Below are 24,073 nucleotides of genomic sequence, written 5' to 3'. Positions count from 1 at the left end.
TATCGGCCTATCACACGCCCGCAAGGAATCCCCTTGTTGCGCACTATATGCCTAGACTTTATCCATCCATGACCTTCCCTGCTTTGGCCGACGAGGTTAGCTGACGGGTAGGATGGCAGAGAAGACATTTCCTCATCCCTCCTGATCACTCAGGATTAACCCCAAAAGATTGGTTCCCCCGCTTCCGAGAATATCGGAACTAGGCCGTATTGTGTTTTGTTGCTTATTTGATCGTGATTGTGATTTTGATTATACGCTCGCTTCCAGTTATTGTGAACGTTCGTTTTCGTTGAATCAAACAGAATAGCGCCTTTCTTAATGAGTCGCATTGATTTAGATGGTTCATGCTCATCCAATTGAAGAATCTCTTGGCTATCTTTCCCTTTTTACACACAAACCTCTACGCATACACGCTCCTCATAGGAAAAGCGCTGACTGATGTCCGTGACAACCTCCCAGTCATCCTCCCCGACCCGGATCGAATAAAGCAGCTCTCGCCCCTGAAATTGCACATGAGATACCTTTCCGACAACGCCTTCCATTCCTTGCTGCCACGCTGCGAGCTTCAATTGATCGGGACGAACCGGCAATATTTGCTGAGCATGAAAGGAAGAAAAGTCTCGGGAAACGGCAATCGGTACCGCTGGCTCTCCTTGCCTCTCCAACAGAAAGGTATTGGGGCAAGACCAGTTTCCTTTTAAGAAGTTGGCCCGTCCCACAAACTTGGCGACAAAAGGAGATTGGGGCGAATAGTATATATCATGCGGGCTACCTGCTTGTTCCACCCTCCCGCCTTTCATTACGACGATCTGATCCGCCATAGCTAGTGCCTCTGACTGATCGTGTGTGACGTAGACGATGGAAGTACCCAGCTCGCGGTGAATAAATTGGATTTCTTTGCGCATTTGCATACGCAGCTCTGCATCGAGACTGCTCAATGGCTCGTCCATCAGAAGCAGCGTAGGGTTAAATACGATGGCCCGCGCCAGAGCAACACGCTGCTTTTGTCCACCAGAGAGCTGATTGGGAAATCTCTCTTCCATTCCTCCGAGACCAACCATCTCCAGCATTTGTGCCACCCGTGCCTTTGGTTTATCTTTGTAAGCGGCAGGCACGTGCTTTTGATGTTGCAACGGAAACACCACATTCTCATAGACAGTCAAATGCGGCCAAAGTGCGAATGACTGAAACACCATACCAATCCGCCGCTCCTCTGGCGGCTTTCTTCTTGCCTGGTCCGCTACGCACTCTTGATTGATCCAGATTTCTCCGCTGGTAGGCGATTCAAAACCTGCCAATAGCCTAAGCAGTGTGGTTTTTCCGCAACCGCTCGGCCCGAGCAAAGCAACGAATTCCCCTTGTCCAATTTGTAGATCCAGATGGTGGAGCGCCGTCACATCTCCGAATTTTTTGGAAACGCCCTTCACTCTTGCACTGTTCATCCCTGTACCCTCCGTTGCCAATATCGCTTCCATAAACCGCCAATTGTCAAAGCCAGCAGGATGGCCACTACGATCAACGAAGAAAGGGCCGTGCTATGAGTCGTTGATCCCGCCTGCTCAAAGCTAAAAATAACGACACCGATCGTTTCCGAACCGGATGACCACAGAAGCGATGATATTGTCAATTCAGTAAATGCTGTCAGGAACACCAGAAACAAGCCTGTTGCCATTCCCGGTGCATAGAGCGGAAGCAAAATCCGGGACCACCTCGTCCAAAATCGCCCACCATTGATCCGTGCTGCTTCTTCTACTTCCTTGCCCACCTGCATAATGGAGACCGTACTGCTTTTTACTTGCAAGATCAAAAAGCGAGTCACATACGCAATCAAAATGAGCCAAACCGTTCCATATATTCCTGGCTGCCAGCTGGGAATCGGCTCGATCCACGTTAAAATCATCGCCAGACCAAGCACCATACCGGGCAAAGCATACGGCAAAGCGACAGCTCCTTCCATTACTTTTCCCATAAAGGAAGGCCGATGGATGCGCCAGTAAGCGAACCATGTTCCAGCCACCACGCACAAGACGCCAGTCAAGCAGGCCAGCATCAGGCTATTGCCGATGGCCGCTCTCGTTCCAACATGGTCAAACAGAACAAATGCAAAATGCTTCCACGTCAGATTTTGCGGAACAAAAGGCAACCCATACGCCTTGATGAAAGCGTTCGCTGCCATGGACAAGAGAGGAAGCACACTCGTCACCAACAAAAAGAGTCCAACAAGAACCTCCACAGCCCGTCGATATCTTTCCAAGTGACGGCGAATCGATTTGTCCTCGGCACTGGTCTGGTCCACCCGGCTTTTACGCAAAAAGAGCCACTGTACTCCTGTTCCCGCCAATGCTATCACGCCAAGCAAAATAGACAAGACAGATGCCCGCGCAAAAGCGCTCGGTCCAAATCCGATGACCTCCTCATAAATCAACGTACTCAATAAAGGGATATTTTCCGGGATCCCGAGAAACGCAGGGACACCAAAATTATCGAGTCCGGAAATAAAAGCAAGCAGCCCACCTCCTGCAATTCCCGGTAAGGCGAGTGGGAGTGTCACCTTACGAAATACAGTCGTAGCCGTAGCCCCTGAAGAATGAGCCGCCCATTCCAGTTCTTTGGGAATCCGATACAGAACGGATAGCGTGAGCATGTAGACCAACGGATAATGCGTGAGACCCATTACAACAATGATCCCGTCCAATCCATAGACGTCCCACAGCTCCAAAGGCCCACCATAAAGCCAGCTCGCTGCCCGGTTCAATACCCCTTGCGGACCTGCCAGTTGTGTCCAGGCCAAGGTCATCACGTACGAGGGAATCAGCAATGGCAACAGAGCAAGTACGTGAATGGCAGACTTCCAGCGTATGTCTGTATAGGCGCATAACCAAGCCAGCGACACGCCAATGACTAACGCGATGAGCGTAGAAGCTCCTGCCGCCGTAACGCTGTGACCGATAGCGTTCCACGTGCGTTCATGTGTGATCACATCCGCAAAGTATCGAAGACCGATCCCTGCTTCTGTTTGCACACTAAGAGCGATCAACTTCCACAACGGATAAATAAAAAAGAAGGCGACCGGCACCAGCACGATCCATGTGGCCGCCTTTTCCAACGACAGGGGTACGGCTATTTTTCGCCGTTCCCCCATCTTGCGCTCGGACACTGCTGCCTGCCAGTTACTTTGCACCCATCATCTCTCCAAATTTCTTTTTGTCCGCCTCTCTGTTCGCTTCAAGTTCATCTGTATTCGCCGAAAGCACCTTGATCTGGTCTTGAGCGCGTAGCCCTTCCGGAGCAGCGATGCCTTTTCTGATCGGGGTGTACCCAAGACTGCTTGCAAGCTGCTGTCCTTCTTCCGAGAGCACATAATCGACAAACGCTTTTGCTGCCTCTGCATTTTTCGTTGCTTTCATGATCCCGATTGGTTCGGTTATGACAGGAACACCCTCGTTTGGATAGATAAGCTCGACTGGAGAGCCGTCTTTTTTCGCCCGAGCTACGAGGTAATCCACAACCATCCCATATTCCTTCTCGCCGCCTGCGACGCTTTTCAATACAGCACCATTTCCTTTAGTGACTGTCATCTGGTTTGCTTTGAGTCCAGCTATGTAGTCCCAGCCAAAATCAGCCTGCCGAGTAAGTACGCCTACGTTATAGGCTGCTGCCCCAGAGTAGAGTGGACTTGGCATAGTCGCTTTGTTCGAGGCTTCCGGACTGGTCAGAACCTTCCAACTGTCCGGAAGAGCGGCAACCTTGCTGCTGTTGACTGCAAGAACGGTTGCCATCACTTTGGTTCCCGTATAAGCGCCCTCTGCATCCCTCCACTCCGCCGGAATGTCCTTAGCCTCGGGCGAAGCATACGGCATGAGTAAATCCTGTTTTTTCAGGCTAGCAAAGGTCGGTGCATCCGCTACCAAAAGCACATCTGCTTTTACCTGCCCAGCTTGTGCCTCCGCCTGCAAGCGACTCATCACTTCCTCTGTACCGGATCGGAACAGCTCTACTTTTACCTCCGGATTATTTTTCGTAAAACCCTCGATCAATGCTTGGGCGTCTGCATCTGGCTGGGAGGTATAAAAGCTCAGCGACCCTGCAATTTTTGCTGGGGCAGGGGCAGACTCAGATGTCGCTGCAGTGTTCGCCGCCGGGGTTGGTGATGTGGAAGAAGGCTGGGAACCGCAGGCTGCCAGTCCAAAGACAGAAACGGCTGCGAATAAAGAAAGGGTCCATTTTGGGCTAAGAACACGTTTCACTTGTTTATTCCTCCTAAAAATCATGAGTGGTTAACAGTTAAGTGCTTTGCTTCGCGCCTTGAAACCATTTGCCGATTTTTGCCTTCATGGCAGTATTCGTCATGTTTAATTGCAAAGGAGTAATCGTGATATAACCATCGCGAAGCTTGTAATAATCGGATTCCTCGTCCTCAAAGTGGAGCTCACTCAAGTGGTCAGAGAGCCAGTAGCACATATACCCTTGCGGATCGTTCAAACCCACATATTGATAGCGCAGAACATCCATGGCCAGCGGCGTGACTGCTACTCCTTTTACCATTTCCCTGGACAAATACGGGAGATTGATGTTCAGAACCGTTTCGGGACTGAGCTTGTGTCTGAGCAGGGTTTCAAATACTTCGTAGGCAAGCGGCTCGACGATTGAAAAATTCGGGTTTGGCTTCAACGTAGCGAGAGATATGGCGATAGAAGGAATCTGATACATCGCCCCCTCAATCGCTGCTGAGATCGTACCTGAATAAAAGACATCCCGTCCCAGATTCGGTCCACAGTTGATTCCAGATACAATTACATCTGGCTTTTCCTTGAGAATGACCTCAATCGCCATCTTGACGCAGTCTGCCGGTGTCCCATTGACGGCCCATGCTTCCAGCGAGGTTTCAAAAAAGTTTACTTTGTTTGCTTTGACTGGCGATTTCAACGTAATGGCATGGCTGATCGCACTACGTTCTTGATCCGGGCAGACAATGGATACATTGCCAAAGGGCTGAAGTGCCTGTGCCAGACAAAGCACTCCACTTGAAAAAATTCCATCGTCATTTGTTATGAGAATATTCAAAATAATACGGACCTCCTATCCAAATGAAACACAATCCTCTTGCCGTAAATAAACCATGTTTTGCTTGAGCTGAGACAAGCTCCTCGCATCATCGAAGCCTTCCACAACAACGGGTCTCTTTTCTTTAAACAACAACGGCCAAATGCCTGGCAAATCAATCTCTCCTGTTCCTAATGGCACATGCAGCTTGGTTGCCGTAGCGTCGCTCACATGAATTTTATCGATCCCCTCTAGCTCGCTGTAAAATTGCGACAAGGAACAGGAAAGAGGAACATGAGCAATATCAAACGTGGTTGTCGTCGGGTATTCCAATGCCATTCTCAGTTGATTCATATCTTGCGGTGTCACGATCATTTCCTTCGGCAGAGGCTCAATGTGCTCGATAGACAACATACAGTCTTTTTTCCTTGCTTCGTACGCCAGCTCATTCACGCTCTCAATCAGAATCGGCTCATGCCAGCTTCGGTTTCTGGGAGACAGCGTCACTCGTCCCGGATGGATGGTTACACTTTTGGCTCCGATTTCACTTGCTAGCGTCAAGGAACGCTTCACTTCTTCAATAGATTGCTTGCGAATGCCATGATTCAGCGAACACAAATTCAAATCCCAGCTTGCTGCATGCAAGGTCAGCTTCATTCCCGCTCGTTTTGCGGCCTGTTTGATTTCTTTCGGGTCACTTTGGTAAAACCAGACGTGCTCCGCCCATACCTCCATACCTGCAAATCCGTATTGACGCGCAATCAAGACAGCCGCCTCTACCGGGTAAGCCCACATCAGTGTTGATGAAACATACAGCATTTCCACCACTCCTTTACCTCTGCCGGGATTGGCACGCTACCGACCGGATATGGGTTGCGTGAGCGATGACCGTGAAAGTCGCTTCCTCCCGAACGGATGAGATGATGGGCTTTGGCTTGTCTCTCCCAAAAAGCCATCTGTGCTGCCGAATGTCTCGGATAATAAACCTCAATGCCGTCGATTCCGTATTCAAGCAACGCATTGAGCTGAACCTCAAACAGGTAGATGCCAGGATGAGCCAGTACAGCAATTCCGCCCGCTTCATGGGTAATTTCAATCGCTTCCCGTGCAGAAAAGATAGGACGGGGCACGTAAGCGGCACACCCTTTGCGCAAATACGTCTCAAAGGCAGACTGGGGAGATGAACAGTAGCCTCGGTCTGCAATGACCTCTGCAATATGCGTACGAACCATCACGCCGCCGTTCGCCCGTGCCATGCACTCTTCCATAGAAATGGACAGCCCCAGTCGATTGCAACCTACAACTATCTCGTTGATCCACTCGATACGCTCCCGTTGCCGTCTTTCCATGACATGAAGCAAACGAGCATCGGATATATCCAGGCCGTACCCCAAAATATGTAGTTCGTCCTCCGATCCGTCTGTATTCCACTCAATTCCCGGTATAAGCTGTATGCCGAGCTGTTCGGCATCCTCACGGGCAAGCAGATAACCATCCACGGTATCATGGTCGGTAATAGCTAAACAATTCACACCACGCTCTTTGGCCTCTATGAGTAATTCCCGAGGTGACAGCTTTCCGTCAGAAGCAGTCGTGTGCATATGCAAATCCAGCATGACCATTCCTCCTGTTTCACTATCAGACATTGCTGTGTTCTCTGTTTGATTTCATTCTAAATCCCCTTTTTTAAGGCCATATAAAGGACCTAACAAGGTTTGATAAAAGTAAAATCAGGTGTTCATGCGATTTTGTTTCGTTCATCCGTTGAAATATGTACGTTTGATTAACGATTTACGAATTCTTTACAAAAAAGAAAAAAGCTCTCGCCTCAATCAGGCAGGAGCTTTTGGATAGGCACGATGATTAAACGACGTCGTAGCCTTGGTCTTCGATTGCTTCTTTTACTGTATCCAGAGTCAAGTTACTCTCGTTGTAGGAAACCTCAACCTTTTTTTCAGCCAGGTGTACTTTGCCTTCTGCACCCAGATCTTTCAATGTGTTCTCGATGCGCGCTACGCATTTGTTGCAAGACATGCCTTCTACGTTCAATGTGATATTTGTCATGATCAATCTCTCCTTGCATTTTATGTTGTATAGGTAAGGCGGACAAAGCCGCTTGTTACTGTTGTTACAGCTTTACTCGTTGTAGTCTCAGTGCGTTGAGTACGACGGATACGGAGCTGAAGGCCATTGCGGCACCGGCAAGCCATGGAGCGAGTAAGCCGATTGCGGCAATGGGGATGCCCAAGGTGTTGTAGGCCAATGCCCAGAACAGGTTTTGCTTGATGTTGCGGATGGTGAGCTTACTCATCTCGATGGCGTCTGCGACACTAGTCAGTTCGCCGCGCATCAGGGTAATATCGGCTGCTTCCATCGCCACATCTGTGCCTGTACCGATTGCCATACCAACGTCAGCGGTAGCGAGTGCAGGAGCATCGTTGATACCATCGCCGACCATCGCGACTTTTTTGCCTTGTTCTTGCAGTTTTTTCACTTCTGCGGCTTTGCCTTCAGGCAGGACTTCTGCGATGACGTGATCGATTCCTGCTTCACGGGCAATGGCCTCGGCGGTTTGACGGTTGTCACCGGTCATCATGATCACAGTCAATCCCATTGCTTTCATACGCTGAACAGCTTGCTTGGAGGTTGGTTTGATCGTATCCGCTACGGCAATCAAGCCAGCGAGCTTGCCTTCGACGACTGCGAGCATCGCCGTTTTACCGGAGCGCTCCAGTGCCAGCATGGTATCGGACACAGCTTGGTACGAAATTTGATGTTTTTCCAGCAAGCGGCGGGTACCGACGAGTACTTCTTTGCCAGCGACGGTTGCCCGGATACCGAAACCAGGAATGGCTTCAAACGAATCTGTATCGGACAGGGTGTTTCCTTTATCTGCAATACCGCGAACAATGGCTTGAGCCAATGGGTGCTCGGAGTTTTTCTCAGCGGCACCAACCAGAGAGAGCAGCTCTTGTTCTTCTATATCAATGGCGATGACGTCTGTCAGTTCTGGCTCGCCTTTGGTTACAGTCCCTGTTTTATCGAGGACGATCGTATCCAAGTGGTGAGCCGTCTCCAGATGCTCCCCGCCTTTGAACAGGATGCCCAGCTCAGCTGCGCGTCCAGAGCCAGCCATGATTGAGGTCGGTGTTGCCAGACCGAGGGCGCATGGGCAAGCGATTACGAGCACAGCTATTGCTTTTTCCAAAGCCTCACCGAAGTTGCCAGGTATAACGAAAAAGTACCAGATCAAGAAAGTAAGAATAGCAATCCCTACTACGATTGGGACAAAAATCCCGGAGATGCTGTCAGCTACACGCTGAATCGGTGCTTTTGTTCCTTGTGCTTCTTCCACTACTTTAATGATTTGCGCCAGAGCCGTTTCTTTTCCTACTTTGGTTGCCTGGACCTTCAAAAAGCCGTTTTTGTTCAAGGTAGCGCCGATGACGGTATCGCCTGCGGCTTTATCCACCGGAATACTTTCACCAGTCAGCATGGACTCATCAACTGCAGACTGTCCTTCTATGACGATGCCATCGACAGGTACTTTGTCGCCCGGCTTCACGTGAACGACGTCGCCCAGTCTCACTTCTTCTACAGGAATGGTCATTTCGACACCATCCCGTACGACTACTGCTGTTTTTGCTTGCAAGCCCATCAGCTTGCGGATCGCTTCCGAAGATCGTCCCTTTGCTTTCATCTCAAACAGTTTACCCAAAACGATCAACGTGATCAGTACCGCACTGGTCTCAAAGTACAGCTCCAGCATGTGGCCACCATGAGCACCGATGGAGTTAATCGCGACCCATAAACTGTAGAAATAAGCTGCCGAGGTACCGAGAGCAACCAGCACATCCATGTTGGCACTCTTGTTGCGAAGGGCTTTGAAAGCTCCGACGTAAAACTGTGCTCCGATGATGAATTGTACCGGTGTTGCCAATGCGAGCTGTACCCACGGATTCATCAAGCTTTCAGGCAGCCAGATAAACGAAGTGAAGGAAAAGTGGCTCACCATCGACCAGAGTAGTGGGAGCGACAGAATCGCGGAAATCCAGAACTTGCGGGTCTGCCGTTTGATTTCTTCCTGGCGACGATCCACTTTTTCTTCTTCTTTTCCATCTTCCTTGCGAGTCGCCTGATACCCTAGCTTCTCTACCTTTTGAATAAGGTCCGTCACACTTACCTGCGAGGAATCGTACTCGACAGTGGCTGTTTCCATCGCCAGGTTCACGTTTGCCTTTAGAACACCAGCTGTTTTGTTCAAGCCTTTTTCGATCCGCGTGGAGCAAGCCGCACATGTCATTCCCGATATGTTTAGCTCAACCTTGTCAGTGACGACGCCATAGCCGAGCGATTCAATTTTGGAGCGGATGTCGTCGATGTTCGTTTTCGTTGGATCGAACACCACTGTGGATTTTTCCAAAGCCAGATTGACGTTGGCGGTCTCCACTCCCTCCATTTTTCCCAAGCCCTTTTCGATGCGCAGTGCACAAGCTGCGCAAGTCATCCCTGAGATTGCGACAGTTGCCTCTGCTGTTTTGGCACTCATTATAATCCCTCCAAATACCCTTATGGGGTATATTTTATCGTATCGTTTCCCTAACGTTGTTTCCTGATCACACCTTTACTATACAATACCCCCTCAGGGTATATCAAGTGCTTTTTTCAATTTTTCTCTAAATGGGCTTTACGTGCTGAAAACACAGGGAGAAATGCTGGGTGGTCCTCTATCCTTAGTGCCGGACGAAGCCCTGCCACATGTTTTCCAGTCGCCTTTTTCCTCACTTCGTTCGGGCGGTCTCCTTCCAAACATATGGCAGTACTTCTTAACAGCAATGTCATCCCCCAGCTTTACACCGTTTTGCAGGTTAACTCAAAGAGGCATTGTCACTAACTTCTCTTGTGTTAAATGAAGCATGTGACTAACAACTAATCACTTACGTATTCATTCAGAGTAAAATCATTCAGACACAAATGGCTTTAAGGAGATTGAAATGATGGAAACGAAATCACGGAAAATCATCTTAGTTGGGACCATATGCTATACGATTTTAATTTTAATTTTTATGTTCTTTGCGTTTAACAGGCTCGACGGTGCAACTAGTGTAGATGGATACACCTTTATCCTTGCTCCAGAAGGAGTACCACTTACATTTCCAGAACTAACTTATTCATGGATTGTTGATTTCGGAAACGTTGCTGCTTTTATCCCTTTTGGAATATTATTTCCCCTGTTGTATCGTGTAAGATTTGGGAAGTTCATATCCTTGTTTGTCTTAGCGATTTTCGTTCTAGAAACAGTTCAGGCCCTAACCTATCTTGGTAGCTTTGATGTAAATGATGTGATATCCAATACAATAGGTGCAGCGATTGGTTATGTTGCCTATCGAGTTGGGTTTTCTTCAAACCTTTCTTATAAAAAGCTCATGGCTTCGGCTCTAACTATTGTTGTACTTGTATTTGGAGTCATGGTTGTCTCTGAAATCCTCCAAAAAAGAGAAGGCCCCGTTCAATCATTAACGGTTATGAAAGAAATGACAGGAACTACACCTATGACTGAGAATCTCCCAAGCTTCTCCGTAGCAGGTGAGCGAATAGAGCCGAAAATGAACGTGTATAGCAGTGAAGGGGAATCAACCAAAACATACAACTATATTCTGGGGAACCAAAAAAATGTCTGGCTTTCTTTCTATTTCGGCATTCCTGACAATGGGGGCTCAAAGGGTGAAGCCAAAATCATCGTAGATGGACAAGAAATATCTCAGTTAAACGAACAATCCTATCAAGGGGCAGAAGCTTTAAGGGAGATGCCTTTTAACGAGGTAAACGAAATTACCATTATCGTTTCCGGAAACGCTAAGCTGTGGGATGTTGGAATCCGCGGAATGCAACATTGGTGGGAGTGAGTAAAATAAACGAAACGAGCCCTAGAAGCGATAAAATGTACCCTTTGTAAAGGACACTTTTAAAAAAGGGCTAAGCAACATTTATTAGGTGATCTCTGTATTGTACAGGGGTCATCTTTTTTAAATTCCATTGGTATCTGTAGTAATTGTAATACGTCATGTATTGCTTAATTTCACGTTTTAGTTCATCCAAGGTTTCACAAGGTTTAATATATGCCTCATCTTTGAAATGACCAAAAAACGATTCTTGAGGAGCATTATCCCAACAGTTTCCTCGTCTGGACATAGATTGGCGTAATCCATATTTTTTTACTAGTTGCTGAAAGATGGGACTTGTATAATGAGCACCCTGATCAGAATGGATAAATGCACCTTCTGCTACCTTTATCTTTCTGTTCCTTTTTAATTTTAAAAGGGTATCAGTAGCTAGATCTAACGTAAGGCGATTTGAAACGTTATAAGCTAAAATCTCATTTGTTGAACCATCCTTAATCGTTGATAGATAAGCCTTCTTTGAGTTGCCATAAAATAAATACGTGATGTCTGTCAGAAGTACTTTGCCTGGTATATTTTGTTTGAATTGTCGGTTTAATAAGTTTGGTAAAACCTTGTGTTCTTTGGTCGCTTTTATTATTCGTCTATACGGATTTGCCTTCCTGATAGGGCACAAGATGCCATATTTCTTCATGATTCTACGAATGCGTTTTACGTTATAGACCATGTCAAATTGACCCGCTAATGTCATTTTGATTTGGCGAGCCCCTTTATAACGTCCTTTAAAACCAAACGCTTTTAATACCATCTCCTTAGCGATTTCATCTTTTTTCTCTTTTTGCTTTCTTTGTTCCTGAGATTTCTGAGAGAAATAATTATAGTAGCCAGAACGTGAGGTCCCAGCAACCTCACATAAATAGCGAACCATATTTTTTAATCTGTATTTTTCAATAATGATGCGAATCAGGAGAAACTTTTGACTAGCCGATAAGGTTATTTGTCCATCCTCCTTTCTGCGAATCGGATCTTTTTTCTTCTAGCGTAAGTTCTTTCTCAGTAGATTTCCCTGAGTTCCCCCTTCTGGAGTCACTTAACCCACATACTCCGTTTTTTCGGTAAGCAGCACGCCATCTCTTACCTGCTGATTTAACTCGCTTCATCCCAATCATATCTATATCGAATCCAAATTCTTCGAATATTTCCCTTGGTAGTTTACCCTTTTCATTTTCTGCTACAAAAAAACGTCTAAATTCGTCAGTATAGGTGATCCCTTTTGAACTGACAGATTTAACATAAGGGTTATTTGAGAGTATCTTAATTTCATTCTCTGTAAATATCTTTTTAACCATTTATGCGGTTTCCCCAATCGCCATTTTTAAAAAATTATACAAGAAAGTACCCTATAGGGTGACTTTTTTAGTGTCTACTCTATAGGGTACATTTTACGATTCTAGCGGCTCGTTTTTCTTTCTCTATTTTGTTGTCCAATCTCTCTTATTTACCTTGATTCGCTTCTTTCTGATAAGCTACCGCGATTTTCGCAGCTACTTCAGCATTGTGTTTCACCAGCGCGATATTTGTTGCCAAGCTCTTGCCTTCTGTCAGCTTTTTCACTTTATCGAGCATGAATGGCGTTACCTGTTTCCCTGCAATGTTGTTTTCTTTTGCTTCTGCGAGTGCTTTTTGGATCACAGCCTCGATTTCCTCGTGGTTGAGTGCATCTGATTCTGGTACTGGATTCGCGATAATCATACCGCCTTTGAGCCCCAGATCCCATTTGGTGTTCATCATCTTACCGACTTCTTCTGGTGTATCGATACGCATGTCTACACCAAATCCGCTTTTGCGAGCGAAGAAGGACGGGAATTCATCCGTGCGGTAGCCCACAACAGGTACACCTTGCGTTTCCAAATATTCGAGTGTGCGACCGATATCGAGGATCGATTTCGCACCTGCGCATACTACAGCTACATCTGTTTGCGCCAACTCAGTCAGGTCAGCAGATACATCCCAAGTGATTTCGCCTTCACGGTGTACCCCGCCGATACCGCCAGTTGCAAACATGTGGATACCAGCCATCTCAGCTGCGATCATGGTAGCGGCTACTGTAGTCGCACCGATTTTACCGCTAGCTAAAATGTAAGCAAAGTCGCGACGGCTTACTTTTGCTACATTTTTGTTCGTCGCAAACTCTTCCAGCTCGCTGTCAGTCAAACCGATTTTGATTTTGCCGTCCATGATCCCGATTGTAGCTGGTACAGCACCGTTGTCGCGAATGATTTGCTCTACTTCTTTTGCCATTTCAATGTTTTGCGGATATGGCATACCGTGCGAAATAATCGTCGTCTCTAGCGCAACTACCGGCAGGTTGTTCTCCAGTGCGTGGCGTACTTCCTCAGTAAAGGTCAAATATTGTTTCATCTCTTATCGCTCCTTTTCGAATTGTTCTACGGCCAGTTCCAATTGTTCTGCTTTTAATAGAGGAGATACGGACTGCTCTGTTTGCAATGTCAGAGCGGATGCTGCCAATCCAAGGCGACACGCCCTCTGGAAAGACTCTCCGCTTACAATGCCATACAAGAGTCCCGACGCGAACGCATCTCCCGCACCTGTAACATCTACTACTTCTGTTGGGTATGGAAGCATATGCTCCTCAACTTCCTCGGATTGATAGTAAATGCCTTCTTCGCCCAAGGTCACGATGACGTGCTTGACGCCTCGTTCCCTGATCTTGCGGCAAGCCTCGGCGCATTCTTCGATCGTCGTGATCTTCATGCCAGCCATCAGCTCGGCTTCCTCGCGATTCGGCAAAATCGCTTCTACTCCGTCCAATTGCTGTGGGAGCTTCTTTGCTTTAATAGAAGAGACCGGGTCAACGAAGAGCAGGATGTTTTCCTCCCGGCAACGTTCGATGATGTAGGCCAAGCAGTCCGCCGGAATGTTTGTATCGATGAAAACCACGTGGGCTGCTGCAATGTGCGACCATTTTTCTGCGAACATCTCCGGTGTGAGAGCATCGTAAATATCCATGTTCGCCAAGGAAACAACCATCTCGCCGTCAATATCGAGAAGCGCCGTATACGTTCCCGTACGCTGTGTAGGCAGTCTCCACACTTGGCTGATGTGCACCCCGTGCTTTTTCGTCTCCTGCAAGAGCCACTCGCCTTCTTTGTCCTCGCCAACGCTGGTGATGAGGGACGTATTGCAGCCAAGACGACCGAGGTTCTCCGCGATATTCCGTGCCACCCCTCCACACGATTCCATAATCGTTACGGGATTGGATGAGTGTAGACGCACCTGTTGCTTGCCGCGTGCTTTGCGGTCCAGGTTGGCCCCACCGATACAAGCAATCATTCCTTCATCACGAAGTACATAAGCCCGTCCTTTAATTTCCCCGCGTTTGGTCAACTGTGCGATGTAGCCAGCTACCGCTGAACGTGAGATGCCAATCAGATCAGCCAGCTCCTGTTGCGTGATAAAAGGATTTTGCCGGATATGATGAAGGATCTGCATGTCTTTTTCCACGGTCATCCTCCTTTCTTCTGTTACGCTTTCACAGCTTGTTTACAAACAAAAGTTTATCACGAAGACAACTGTTTGTACAAGCGTGTTTTTCATTTTATTTTTTCTAAATTTGACAAATAGGAATGCGATCATGTAGGATTATCTTAAATTAGAGATATCGAAATTTAGATGTAGATGTAAAGGAGGGTCCATATGTCTGACAAACCACTGCGAAATGATCCCCTCGATCTTTTTGTCGTTTTATCAAGGTCATACAACTGGGTTACCGCTCACTCCAATCGTCACATTCGCGAGCATGGACTTAATCCAACTGAATTCGGCGTACTAGAGGTATTATTTCATAAAGGTCCTCAACCATTGCAGCAAATTGGCGAAAAAATATTGATCTCCAGCGGAAACATCACATACGTTGTGGACAAACTCGAAAAGAAGCAACTGCTCATTCGCAAGCCCTGTTCAGCAGACCGACGCGTCATTTTTGCAGAACTCACTGAAAAAGGGCATCAATTTTTGTCTGAAATCTTCCCGCCTCATCAACTCGCAATTGAGAAAGCGATGGAAGGTCTCACACCAGAAGAACAGCGTCAAGCAATCGAACTGCTTAAAAAATTGGGACGTACTGCTCAAGCTACTTATTAGAAGAGCAGTCCCCGTCCCCGCTCTCCAACACTATCTTTCAAAAAAAGTGTTGACAAAAGATCTGATACGTAATAATCTTAAAATCAAGATTTACACATTAAAAGTTAGTGACTTACTAAACGGAAGGGGAATGAAATTTCCATGAGTAAAGTACTTTTTATTAAAGCAAATGATCGCCCAGTTGAGCAGGCTACAAGTGTAAAGCTGTACGAAGCTTTCACGAAAGCATACAGAGAAACACATCCAAACGATGAAATCGTTGAGCTGGATCTGTTTGCTGAAAACCTCCCTTATTACGGTAACGACATGCTGACTGCTATGTGGAAAGCAGGAAACAGCATCGAGCTGTCTGCTGATGAGCAAAAACGTGCTGACTTGGTTAACAAATACCTGAACCAATTTACAGCAGCAGACAAAGTCGTATTCGCTTTCCCAATGTGGAACTTCACTGTTCCTGCTGTTCTGCACTCGTACATGGATTACCTCTCCCAAGCAGGTAAAACATTCAAGTACACAGCTGAAGGTCCAGTTGGTCTGATGGGCGACAAAAAAGTAGCTCTGTTGAGCGCACGCGGTGGCGTTTATTCCGAAGGGCCTATGGCTCAGATGGAAATGGCAAACAAATACGTTCGCACGATCCTCGGCTTCTGGGGCGTTAGCAATGTAACCGAAGTAATCGTAGAAGGTCACAACCAATTCCAAGACAAAGCAGCTGAGCTCGTTGCAGCTGGTGTAGAAAAAGCAGTAAAACTGGCGGAATCCTTCTAAGGCCCGCCAGCCTTTTTGGACAAATATCTCAAAATAAAGATATACTAATTAAAAGTAATTAAGGAGAGATGAAAAGTGTTGGATACTGGATTGTTGTTAATTCGTTTGGTCATTGGTTTGACGTTTGCAGGTCATGGTACGCAGAAGTTGTTTGGTTGGTTTGGGGGTTATGGTTTGAAAGGAACAGGCGGCTGGCTGGAGTCCATCGGAGTGAAACCTGGCGTAGCGATGGCCTTTGTCGCTGGATTGTCTGAACTCGTTGGTGGTCTGATGTTTGCGGCAGGCGTAGGTATCTGGCCAAGTGCTATTTTGCTTGCTTTCACAATGCTGGTTGCCATTCTGAAGGTACACGGGCAAAATGGATATTGGGTGACACAAAACGGATTCGAATACAACCTGACAATAATCGCAGTTGTTATTGGTGTAGCGTTGATCGGTCCAGGTGCATACATCTTGTTTTAATGGTAACTCCTCACAACCCGTAAGCCAGCAATCATACTAAGGGAGGAACATCAGATGGAAATCCGCGTCTATACAAAGAACGAGCAAGCAAAAGGACATTTTGGCGACGGTGAAATCGTAGAGAACAAACCCATTGGCTTCCCTCATGAAGGCTCCGTTGTCAAACGGGTAGGACCACTTTTTTACTGGGCATGGGCAAAATCACTGAAGACATTTGAAATTCCGCTGCACCCTCACTCCGGCTTTGAAATTTTGTCGTATGTCCTCACAGGGACAGTCGGACATCGGGACACGCTCGGAAATCTTCAAGAGGTGTCGACAGGCGGCGCGCAGATTATGCAAACCGGTTCAGGCGCGTACCATGCAGAAGAGCTTGGCAAGGATACGGAAATGTTTCAAATCTGGTTTGAACCGCATCTGGCACAAACGACGAAGCAACCACCGACTTACCATCAGTATGATCATGAGGAGTTTCCATCTGAAGATGTTGATGGAGTGCAAGTGAAGCACATCATCGGATCGCCTGCACCCATTCAGTTGGTTACGGATTCCTTGATGAGCGACATCACGATTCCCGCTGGAAAGTCGTATGCAAAAGAACTCCCGGCTGGTTATGCTCACGCAGTCGTCATAGTGGAAGGAAACGGAAGCGTTGCAGAGAAAGCTACTGCCAGCGAGAACCACACTTCGTATACCAAAGGTGACTTTGTCGTTCTCTCCTCCGAGGGAAGCAACACAGCCATCTACACAGCATCAACCGATGCTCCGCTCCGCCTGGTGTTGATTCAGGTACCAACTGAGGTTGATTATCCACTTTATCGTAAATAATCTACTCTTCCAAACGCCCTTATCCTATCATCAAGCCCGGCCGTCACATTTTTGTGACGGTCTTTTTCGTATAAACTCCGCCTCCTCATGGGACATTAACGAGGACATCGTTAACAATTTTTGGTGCTGATCAGAAAGGAAGTTGAACGTGGAAGATATCGTGATGACCAGAGCCATTTTCGGGACGACTATGGCCTTTCACATTATTTTTGCGACCATGGGCGTTGGTCTCCCGCTCATGATCTTGCTGGTGGAGCTCCTCTTTTGGCGGACGCGTGACCGCGATTACGAGATTATGGCCAAACGCTGGACAAAAGCCCAGGCGATCTTGCTAGGTGTCGCGATCCCGTCTGGAACGATTGCTGGGGTCCAGCTTTCCCTGCTATGGCCTGGGTTCATGGCGATTGTCGGCAAGGTGATCTCGCTGCCTTTTCAGATCGAAATATTCGCTTTCTTCGTGGAAGCCTTATTTATGTCCATCTACGTCTACGCGGCTCACCGCCTATCCCGCAACATGCGTTTGCTGAGCTTGTTCATGGTTTTGCTTGGTGCGACGGCCTCCGCGATCCTGATTACGAATGTCCACGCCTTTGAAGGCACGCCAACTGGCTTTCGGATGGTCGATGGGCAGATCGTCGACGTGGACCCCTGGAAAGCTTTTTTTAATCCCAGCTTTTTCGTGACGGCAGGTCATGTAACGGTCTCTGCTTATATGACAGGGGCATTCATCGTCGCTGGAGTAGCAGCATGGAAAATGCTTCGCGCCGAAAAAGGGAGTCGGGTTTATTTGTATCACCAAAAAGCACTATTGGCCGGTTTAATCGTGGGAGGCACCTTTTCCCTTTTAACTGCCTTGAACGGTCACGAATCGGCGCAGCTTTTGCATGAATACCAGCCGGAAAAGCTGGCCGCTGCGGAAGGACTGTTTGAAACACAAGCATATGCCCCACTCGCGATTGGCGGCTTTACCGATCCCGAGACGAAAAAAGTCAAATACGCTATCGAGATTCCATGGGCGCTCAGCTTCCTTGCAGCCAACCGCTTTGACGAGGTCGTGGTCGGTCTGGACGACTTTCCAAAGGAGCTGTGGCCTCCACTCTACATCCATACGCTATTTAACGGGATGGTTATCATCGGCAGCTTGTTGATCTTCGTTGGTTTCATCGGCTTCGCTTGGAAGAAGCTCCTAAAGCGCTCTCAGTATCCCCGTTGGGTTCTCTGGGTCTTTGTCGTAAGTGGCCCGCTCGCCTTGCTAGGCATCGAATTCGGCTGGATTTTTGCCTGCACAGGACGCCAGCCATGGGTGGTGTATCGTGTGATGAAAACAGTAGACGCCGCTACCCAAGCAGCAGGCATCTCTACTCTGTTTTGGATTTTCCTCTCGGTGTACGTATTTTTCGCGATCGTCACCCTACTCGTATTCCGTAGCTATTTTGGCCGCCATCCCTTGGAGCTCGATCCGCCAGAACAGCCGAAAGTGGACGGAGGAACAGCATGACCGACACGATTATTGCCATTACGCTGCTCTGGATTTTCGTCGTCATCTATTCCGTCGCGGCCTCCTTCGACTTCGGTGCTGGTTTTTGGTCGATGATCTATTTGAATCGGGAAAAAACCAAAGCCACTCAAATCGCCAATCGCTATCTCTCGCCCTCCTGGGAGGTCGTGAATGTCTTTATCGTGTTAATTGTAGTCGCACTCGTTACCTTTTTCCCTGGCGCGACCTACACATTGGCAAGCCTGCTGCTTGTTCCCGGATGTCTCGTGGTGTTATTGATGTTGATTCGCAGTACATTCATGGTGTTTTCTCATCTGATTCACAGGTATGATAAGATGCTCAGCATCGTCTCAGGCGTTACCGGGATATTGGTGCCAGCTCTTTTAATCAGCGTGCTCCCTGTGACACAGGGCGGGTTGTCTCGAACGATCAATGGTGTGGAGTCTCTCGATTGGGGACTCTTTTTGACTAGCCCGCACGTCTATTCTTTTATTGGTCTTGCCGTCAGCAGCACACTCTACCTCTCGTCGCTGCTTCTCGCGGACTACTCCTTCGTCGCAGGTGAAAAGCAAGCCTTCTCTGTCTATCGCCGGGATGCGGTGTTTCTGGGGCCGATTACGTTGCTTGCGGCATTGGTTACCGTGATGACGATGCAAATGGAGGCAAAATGGCTATATGAGCGCATTCTCGACTATTTGCCGTGGCTTATTGCATCGGCGGTCTGCTTTTTCATTAGCTATATCGCTCTCTTGGTACCACAAGATCGTCGATATTTCGGCATCCACCTTCCGCGGATTGCGGTCATTGTCGCCACGACGCAATATCTGCTCGCCAGCTATGCGTATGGTGCAGCACGCCTGCCCTACATCGTCTATCCCAATGTGACGATTGAGTCCAGCTTTACACACCCGGATACGTTCCACGCTCTGTTCATTTGTTATTTAGTTGGCTTTGCGATTCTCGTACCCGGTTTTATTTATTTCTGGCGTCTGTTTATGAGGGACGAACAGTATGTACGGCAAAAATAGCAATTTCGCAAAACGCAAAAGGAAAAAGGCTTCGCCCTGATACGGCGGAGCCTCTTTTTTTCGGTCAAAAGCACGATCAGAAGATTTTCTCTTCCTCCAGCATCATTTTTTGCTCAAACGGCGCCGTTAGCACGATCAATGTATAGGAGAAGCCGAAATCCCCAGTGCGTTCCGAGAAGGCAACCAATTCCTCCGTTGACCTTGTTACCACTTTCAGCATGTAATTATACTCCCCACTGATCCGGTACATGTCCGTCACTTCCGGCGATTGCTTGCAGAAATCGATGAACGCCGCACATTGCTTGGTGCGGAACATGACAAAAGCAGTCGTGTGCTTACCCAGCTTTTCCTGAGAGATCGACGCGTGGTAGCCCGTAATGATTCCCTGCTCCTCCAAACGACGGACCCTCTCCTTCACGGCAGGCTGCGTCATCCCGATGATTCTCCCCAGCTCCGCAAACGGTATCCGCGAATTTTCGTGCAACAAGCTTATGATTTTGTAATCAATTTGGTCCACGCAGATCACCCTTTCAAATCCATAAGTGTTTCCTACCAAATAACTTGCATATAGAAATCCGCCCATCGAAAACACCTTGGTTCATGTATGTAAATTATAGAAATCGTTTTGTAAAATGTCACTACATCAATTTTGTTAGCCAGAGGAGTGAACCACCTTGCCCAAAAAATTTTTAATCCTATTGCTGGCCTTGGGAGAATTCATGATTGGCACAGCTGAGTCAATCGTGACCGGAATCATCAGCATGATCGCAGATGACACCCATGTCTCCCTCTCCCTTGCTGGTCAGTTAGTGACCACCTTTTCTCTGGCCTTTGCCTTTGGGGCTCCGGTCTTGATTGCGCTCACCGCGGCAGTAGAACGCAAAAAACTCATCCTTTGGACACTGTTTTCTTTCATAGTGGCAAACCTCCTCGCATCCATGAGCCCGAGCTTCTCCCTATTGATGGTATCCCGCATTCTGCTGGGGCTTTGCGGAGGTATCTACACCGTAGTAGCTCTCGCGCAAGCTGCTAACATGGCCTCCCCAGAGAAAAAAGGCAGATCCATCGCGATCATCCTCATGGGCTTCAGCCTCTCGCTCGTGCTTGGGGTTCCACTTGGTACCCTGCTGGGAGACGTCTGGGGATGGCGTCCTGTTTTCGCACTCATTGCCGTCCTGACACTCGTTCCCTTCTTCGCCATCTTGGCCTATTTGCCGAAGCAACAGGGGGAAGAAACCGTCCCGCTACCCAAACAGTTGGCCGCACTCCGGAACAAACGGGTGATTCATGCGCTATGTATCTCTTTGTTCTTTGTCACAGGGTATTCCACCGTCTATACCTACATTACTCCGCTTCTACAGGGCACTTCCGCCATGACGACTGCTTGGGTAAGCACCACGCTTTTCCTGGCAGGCCTCGCTAGTGTGGCTGGCTCGCGGATCGGAGGCGTCTCCACCGACAAATGGGGGATTCGCCCCACGCTGTATGTCAGCTTGCTTCTCCATGCGGCTATCCTGCTGATCCTGCCGCTGTCTTCGCAACTGTTCACGTGGGCAATCATCACGGTTATGTTCTGGGTCGCTGCCGTGCAAACCACCGTTCCAGCCCAGCAGTATTATTTGATCACGCTGTCCCCTCACTCTTCGCAGGTGGCCCTCAGCATGAACACCTCGGTTTTTCAGCTTGGGCTGGCGCTGGGTGCAGGACTTGGTGGAGTGATCGTAGACCATGTAGGTATTGTTCACATCAGCTTGCTCGGCGGTCTGCTCGTCCTCGTCGGCTTTGGCTTTGCATGGGTTTCGTTTGCTCAGGAAAAAAGGCAGGAAAGCTTGCAAGCGTAAAACGTAAACTTTGCACTGGAGACGAGAAAAACCCGCCAAGGCTTTAACGCCTGAGCGGGTTTGCTTTTTTCATCATTCCATCGACTAAACCAACGCTGGCTTTTTGGCAAGCATCGTGCCTTCCTGCGCATAACGTACGTGCCAGGAGAATGCCTTTTCCAGTACATGCGGAGTGTGTCCGCCACGTGTGAGTGCTTCCTCGTAGTACGCCATCAATTGATCGCGGTACATCGGATGCGCACAGTTCTCAATAATTTTGATGGCTCTCTGACGAGGAGCCAAGCCTCTCAGGTCAGCCAGGCCTTGCTCAGTGACGATGATATCTACATCGTGCTCGGTATGATCCACATGGGAGGCAAACGGAACGATGCTCGAGATGTTTCCACCTTTGGCAATCGATTTGGTTACGAAAATACCCAGACGTGCATTACGAGCAAAATCACCAGAACCGCCGATACCGTTCATCATTCTCGTACCCGATACATTGGTCGAGTTGACGTTTCCGTAGATGTCCGCTTCAATCGCGGTATTGATCGCAATCAGACCGAGGCGGCGAATCAGCTCTGGATGGTTCGTGATTTCTTGCGGACGCAACAGCAGCTTGTCCCGGTATTGGGCGAAATTCTCGGTGACATGCTTCATCTTTTCAGCTGTCAGCGTGATCGAACAGCCAGAGGCAAACGAAATTTTACCTGCATCCAGCAAATCAAACACCGCATCCTGCAACACTTCCGAGAAGACCGTCAGATCCGTGAATTCCGAATCCAAAAATCCGTTGAAAACCGCATTCGCTACCGATCCAATCCCCGATTGCAATGGCGCAAGATTGTTCGGCAAGCGTCCCTCTTTTACCTCCTGACGCAAAAACTCGATCAGATGCGCCGCAATTTGCGCCGTTTCTTCGTCCGGCTCCACAATCGTTGACGGAGAATCCAACTGATTCGTCAGGACAATCCCTTTTACTTTATCCGGATCGACAGGAATCCCTGCTGTGCCGATCCGCTGATCCACGGACGTGAGCGGAATCGGTTCACGCTCTCCTTGTTTTGCGGGTGTATAAATATCATGGATGCCTTCCAACTCCACCGATTGAGCCATATTCAGCTCAATGATGACATGCTTGGCATTTTCCACGAAAATATTGGAGTTCCCCACGGACGTAGCCGGAATGATCCTACCATCTTCTGTAATTGCAACCGCTTCCACAATCGCGTAGTCGATCCCATCTATCGCTCCCTGACGAATCGCTTCCGCTGTATGCGACAAATGCTGATCAACAAACATCATGCTGCCATCATTGATTTTTTTGCGCATAACCGGATCAGCTTGAAAAGGCAATCGCTTGTTGATGATCCCCGCTTCCGCCATCACGGCATCCACATCGGAGCCAAGTGAAGCTCCTGTATATACATTTACGCCAAAAGGCTTGTTCTCTTTTTTCGCCAGCTCAGCCAATGCGAGCGGCACGACCTTGGCATCACCAGCACGCGTGAAACCACTTAACCCGATCGTCATGCCATCCTCAATCCATCCTGCTGCTACCTCAGCCGTCACGATTTTATCTGCCAGTCGTTTATCGCGTAAGCGTTCCCACATCATTGTGACCTCCCATGCCATCTTTATTGCCTTTACACTAGCACAAGGATTCTGAGCGGGCACTCGATTTTCAACAAAACAGAATTTTTACGCGGCTATCAAGAAAAAACGGCAGCGAACCATTCTCATTTGTCAGATATTTCAGAAGCCAAGCAATTGCCGAAACGAGCTGGCGTACGACTGACTCACAGGAACTCTGGTCTTTTGCTTGTCCTTCATTTCCAATAAAAACGTCGAATGAAAATGAGGATGAATAAAGCCGATCGATTCCATATTGACGAAATATGAACGATGACAACGCACAAATCGCTCTTGCGGGAGCATGTACTCTAGTTCAGCCATGTTGTATTTATTCGCATATGATCCACTAGCCGTGTGCAGAAGCGTTTTTCCTTCATGAGAGCTGATATAGACGATCTCTGTTAACGGAATAGGCAGCCAGCCATCCTCCCCTTTTCCGACCAAAAACGATAGACGCGCCTCCGGATTGGTCAACGGAACGCTTTGAGGTGGATAGATGGCGGTAATACAGCCCACAACCTGACCATTTCGCACTAATGGAAGAGAGAGTCCGTAGTACGGTACACCAAAAATACGACTCTCCACCTGATGCCCCACTTTTCCCATTTCCAAGAGCGCTTGATGTGTAGCCGAGCCAATGGGAACGAGATCCCCTGGCGTAATTTTCAGATCAATATTCGAACTCGGTTGATAGTACAAGTATTGTGAGCCGTCCGAGATTGCAATCGATACCCCGTCTGGCACGACTTCCCCAATCATTTGCAGCACCTCTGGAACCAATCTGTCCTCCATGCTGATTCCTCCTGCTCCTGTTATTGCTTTTTCTATCTTCTAACTTCTTTCTTCTATCTCCTATTAAAACACATTTCCCTACCACCAAATCAATCCTTGTCTTTCCTCTCTATACAAGCGAATCCATCCGAT

General features: G+C 48.1%; 21 protein-coding genes, 1 pseudogene and 1 riboswitch. Of the genes and pseudogenes, 8 read left to right on the top strand and 14 right to left on the bottom strand.

Going from position 1 to position 24,073, the window contains the following annotated elements; translation table 11 throughout:
* Nucleotides 1-69 precede the first annotated feature (69 nt).
* Nucleotides 70-216, bottom strand: a riboswitch (cyclic di-AMP (ydaO/yuaA leader).
* A 170-nt stretch (nt 217-386) separates the two neighbouring features.
* From ACUUHJ_RS02395 to ACUUHJ_RS02360, 8 genes are all read right to left on the bottom strand, one after another.
* A complete protein-coding gene (locus ACUUHJ_RS02395; RefSeq protein ID WP_064202537.1) occupies nt 387-1,442 on the bottom strand; it encodes an ABC transporter ATP-binding protein in 1,056 nt (351 codons plus the stop codon).
* Nucleotides 1,439-3,181, bottom strand: a complete 1,743-nt coding sequence (locus tag ACUUHJ_RS02390) for an ABC transporter permease (protein ID WP_472298180.1) — start codon at nt 3,179-3,181, stop codon at nt 1,439-1,441. The genes ACUUHJ_RS02395 and ACUUHJ_RS02390 overlap by 4 nt, the downstream gene beginning before the upstream one ends.
* Entirely contained in the window at nt 3,171-4,247 is a 1,077-nt protein-coding gene (locus ACUUHJ_RS02385; protein WP_472298179.1) for an ABC transporter substrate-binding protein, read from the bottom strand. The genes ACUUHJ_RS02390 and ACUUHJ_RS02385 overlap by 11 nt, the downstream gene beginning before the upstream one ends.
* Nucleotides 4,248-4,284: 37 nt before the next feature.
* Complete coding sequence (surE, locus tag ACUUHJ_RS02380) at nt 4,285-5,064, bottom strand: 5'/3'-nucleotidase SurE (protein ID WP_289675815.1); 780 nt, start codon at nt 5,062-5,064, stop codon at nt 4,285-4,287.
* 15 nt (nt 5,065-5,079) lie between these two features.
* Nucleotides 5,080-5,862, bottom strand: coding sequence for a sugar phosphate isomerase/epimerase family protein (locus ACUUHJ_RS02375; RefSeq protein ID WP_289675813.1), 783 nt, complete (start codon nt 5,860-5,862; stop codon nt 5,080-5,082).
* A complete protein-coding gene (locus tag ACUUHJ_RS02370; protein WP_289675812.1) occupies nt 5,838-6,659 on the bottom strand; it encodes a PHP domain-containing protein in 822 nt (273 codons plus the stop codon). Before ACUUHJ_RS02370 ends, ACUUHJ_RS02375 begins: the two co-directional genes overlap by 25 nt.
* A 247-nt stretch (nt 6,660-6,906) precedes the next feature.
* A complete protein-coding gene (locus ACUUHJ_RS02365) occupies nt 6,907-7,107 on the bottom strand; it encodes a cation transporter (protein WP_064202533.1) in 201 nt (66 codons plus the stop codon).
* A 64-nt stretch (nt 7,108-7,171) separates the two neighbouring features.
* Complete coding sequence (locus ACUUHJ_RS02360; protein ID WP_472298178.1) at nt 7,172-9,592, bottom strand: heavy metal translocating P-type ATPase; 2,421 nt, start codon at nt 9,590-9,592, stop codon at nt 7,172-7,174.
* A gap of 445 nt (nt 9,593-10,037) precedes the next feature.
* Between ACUUHJ_RS02360 and ACUUHJ_RS02355 the strand changes: the two genes are divergently transcribed.
* The gene (locus ACUUHJ_RS02355; protein WP_289675808.1) at nt 10,038-10,949 is read left to right on the top strand and encodes a VanZ family protein; all 912 of its coding nucleotides are present in this window, start codon (nt 10,038-10,040) and stop codon (nt 10,947-10,949) included.
* Nucleotides 10,950-11,019: 70 nt separating this feature from the next.
* Here the strand turns inward: ACUUHJ_RS02355 and ACUUHJ_RS02350 are convergent.
* The 3 genes and pseudogenes from ACUUHJ_RS02350 to ACUUHJ_RS02340 all read right to left on the bottom strand — a co-directional run bounded on the left by ACUUHJ_RS02350 (nt 11,020) and on the right by ACUUHJ_RS02340 (nt 14,468).
* Nucleotides 11,020-12,292: pseudogene (locus tag ACUUHJ_RS02350) on the bottom strand (IS3 family transposase).
* 145 nt (nt 12,293-12,437) lie between these two features.
* On the bottom strand, nt 12,438-13,364 hold the full coding sequence (locus ACUUHJ_RS02345; RefSeq protein ID WP_012684122.1) for a pseudouridine-5'-phosphate glycosidase: 927 nt from the start codon (nt 13,362-13,364) through the stop codon (nt 12,438-12,440).
* A gap of 3 nt (nt 13,365-13,367) precedes the next feature.
* Entirely contained in the window at nt 13,368-14,468 is a 1,101-nt protein-coding gene (locus ACUUHJ_RS02340) for a carbohydrate kinase (protein WP_472298177.1), read from the bottom strand.
* 192 nt (nt 14,469-14,660) lie between these two features.
* Between ACUUHJ_RS02340 and ACUUHJ_RS02335 the strand changes: the two genes are divergently transcribed.
* From ACUUHJ_RS02335 to ACUUHJ_RS02310, 6 genes are all read left to right on the top strand, one after another.
* Nucleotides 14,661-15,107, top strand: a complete 447-nt coding sequence (locus tag ACUUHJ_RS02335; protein WP_012684120.1) for a MarR family winged helix-turn-helix transcriptional regulator — start codon at nt 14,661-14,663, stop codon at nt 15,105-15,107.
* 141 nt (nt 15,108-15,248) lie between these two features.
* Nucleotides 15,249-15,875, top strand: coding sequence for an FMN-dependent NADH-azoreductase (locus ACUUHJ_RS02330; protein ID WP_472298176.1), 627 nt, complete (start codon nt 15,249-15,251; stop codon nt 15,873-15,875).
* Between the two features lie 75 nt (nt 15,876-15,950).
* Nucleotides 15,951-16,337 carry a DoxX family protein gene (locus ACUUHJ_RS02325; RefSeq protein WP_012684118.1) on the top strand — a complete coding sequence of 129 codons (387 nt, stop codon included), beginning with the start codon at nt 15,951-15,953 and terminating at the stop codon, nt 16,335-16,337.
* Nucleotides 16,338-16,391: 54 nt separating this feature from the next.
* Entirely contained in the window at nt 16,392-17,165 is a 774-nt protein-coding gene (locus ACUUHJ_RS02320; RefSeq protein ID WP_472298175.1) for a pirin family protein, read from the top strand.
* A 163-nt stretch (nt 17,166-17,328) separates the two neighbouring features.
* Complete coding sequence (locus tag ACUUHJ_RS02315; RefSeq protein WP_202890543.1) at nt 17,329-18,663, top strand: cytochrome ubiquinol oxidase subunit I; 1,335 nt, start codon at nt 17,329-17,331, stop codon at nt 18,661-18,663.
* The gene (locus tag ACUUHJ_RS02310; RefSeq protein WP_012684115.1) at nt 18,660-19,691 is read left to right on the top strand and encodes a cytochrome d ubiquinol oxidase subunit II; all 1,032 of its coding nucleotides are present in this window, start codon (nt 18,660-18,662) and stop codon (nt 19,689-19,691) included. Before ACUUHJ_RS02315 ends, ACUUHJ_RS02310 begins: the two co-directional genes overlap by 4 nt.
* 76 nt (nt 19,692-19,767) lie before the next feature.
* Here ACUUHJ_RS02310 and ACUUHJ_RS02305 read toward each other — a convergent pair whose 3' ends face one another.
* Nucleotides 19,768-20,208: an Lrp/AsnC family transcriptional regulator gene (locus ACUUHJ_RS02305; protein WP_069851918.1), complete on the bottom strand. Its 441-nt coding sequence runs from the start codon at nt 20,206-20,208 to the stop codon at nt 19,768-19,770.
* A 157-nt stretch (nt 20,209-20,365) separates the two neighbouring features.
* Here ACUUHJ_RS02305 and ACUUHJ_RS02300 point away from each other — a divergent pair, with 157 nt between their 5' ends.
* Nucleotides 20,366-21,532, top strand: a complete 1,167-nt coding sequence (locus ACUUHJ_RS02300; RefSeq protein WP_472298174.1) for an MFS transporter — start codon at nt 20,366-20,368, stop codon at nt 21,530-21,532.
* A gap of 84 nt (nt 21,533-21,616) precedes the next feature.
* Here ACUUHJ_RS02300 and ACUUHJ_RS02295 read toward each other — a convergent pair whose 3' ends face one another.
* Both ACUUHJ_RS02295 and ACUUHJ_RS02290 read right to left on the bottom strand, forming a co-directional pair.
* The gene (locus tag ACUUHJ_RS02295; protein WP_472301129.1) at nt 21,617-23,128 is read right to left on the bottom strand and encodes an acetyl-CoA hydrolase/transferase family protein; all 1,512 of its coding nucleotides are present in this window, start codon (nt 23,126-23,128) and stop codon (nt 21,617-21,619) included.
* Between the two features lie 141 nt (nt 23,129-23,269).
* Complete coding sequence (locus tag ACUUHJ_RS02290) at nt 23,270-23,941, bottom strand: LytTR family DNA-binding domain-containing protein (protein WP_173627380.1); 672 nt, start codon at nt 23,939-23,941, stop codon at nt 23,270-23,272.
* Nucleotides 23,942-24,073: the final 132 nt, after the last annotated feature.

The sequence above is a fragment of the Brevibacillus schisleri genome (assembly GCF_055685845.1).
The sequence above is the reverse complement of the archived record's forward strand: the minus strand, read 5'-3'. Positions and strand labels throughout refer to the sequence as shown.

Bases quoted from the DNA above. Each gene is read 5' to 3' on its own strand.
- ACUUHJ_RS02335 (WP_012684120.1), top strand. From the start codon at position 14,661: ATGTCTGACAAACCACTGCGAAATGATCCCCTCGATCTTTTTGTCGTT.
- ACUUHJ_RS02295 (WP_472301129.1), bottom strand. From the start codon at position 23,128: ATGTGGGAACGCTTACGCGATAAACGACTGGCAGATAAAATCGTGACG.
- ACUUHJ_RS02290 (WP_173627380.1), bottom strand. From the start codon at position 23,941: ATGGAGGACAGATTGGTTCCAGAGGTGCTGCAAATGATTGGGGAAGTC.
- ACUUHJ_RS02310 (WP_012684115.1), top strand. From the start codon at position 18,660: ATGACCGACACGATTATTGCCATTACGCTGCTCTGGATTTTCGTCGTC.
- ACUUHJ_RS02345 (WP_012684122.1), bottom strand. From the start codon at position 13,364: ATGAAACAATATTTGACCTTTACTGAGGAAGTACGCCACGCACTGGAG.
- ACUUHJ_RS02395 (WP_064202537.1), bottom strand. From the start codon at position 1,442: ATGAACAGTGCAAGAGTGAAGGGCGTTTCCAAAAAATTCGGAGATGTG.
- ACUUHJ_RS02320 (WP_472298175.1), top strand. From the start codon at position 16,392: ATGGAAATCCGCGTCTATACAAAGAACGAGCAAGCAAAAGGACATTTT.
- ACUUHJ_RS02370 (WP_289675812.1), bottom strand. From the start codon at position 6,659: ATGCTGGATTTGCATATGCACACGACTGCTTCTGACGGAAAGCTGTCA.
- ACUUHJ_RS02375 (WP_289675813.1), bottom strand. From the start codon at position 5,862: ATGCTGTATGTTTCATCAACACTGATGTGGGCTTACCCGGTAGAGGCG.
- ACUUHJ_RS02365 (WP_064202533.1), bottom strand. From the start codon at position 7,107: ATGACAAATATCACATTGAACGTAGAAGGCATGTCTTGCAACAAATGC.
- ACUUHJ_RS02360 (WP_472298178.1), bottom strand. From the start codon at position 9,592: ATGAGTGCCAAAACAGCAGAGGCAACTGTCGCAATCTCAGGGATGACT.
- ACUUHJ_RS02315 (WP_202890543.1), top strand. From the start codon at position 17,329: ATGACCAGAGCCATTTTCGGGACGACTATGGCCTTTCACATTATTTTT.
- ACUUHJ_RS02355 (WP_289675808.1), top strand. From the start codon at position 10,038: ATGATGGAAACGAAATCACGGAAAATCATCTTAGTTGGGACCATATGC.
- ACUUHJ_RS02330 (WP_472298176.1), top strand. From the start codon at position 15,249: ATGAGTAAAGTACTTTTTATTAAAGCAAATGATCGCCCAGTTGAGCAG.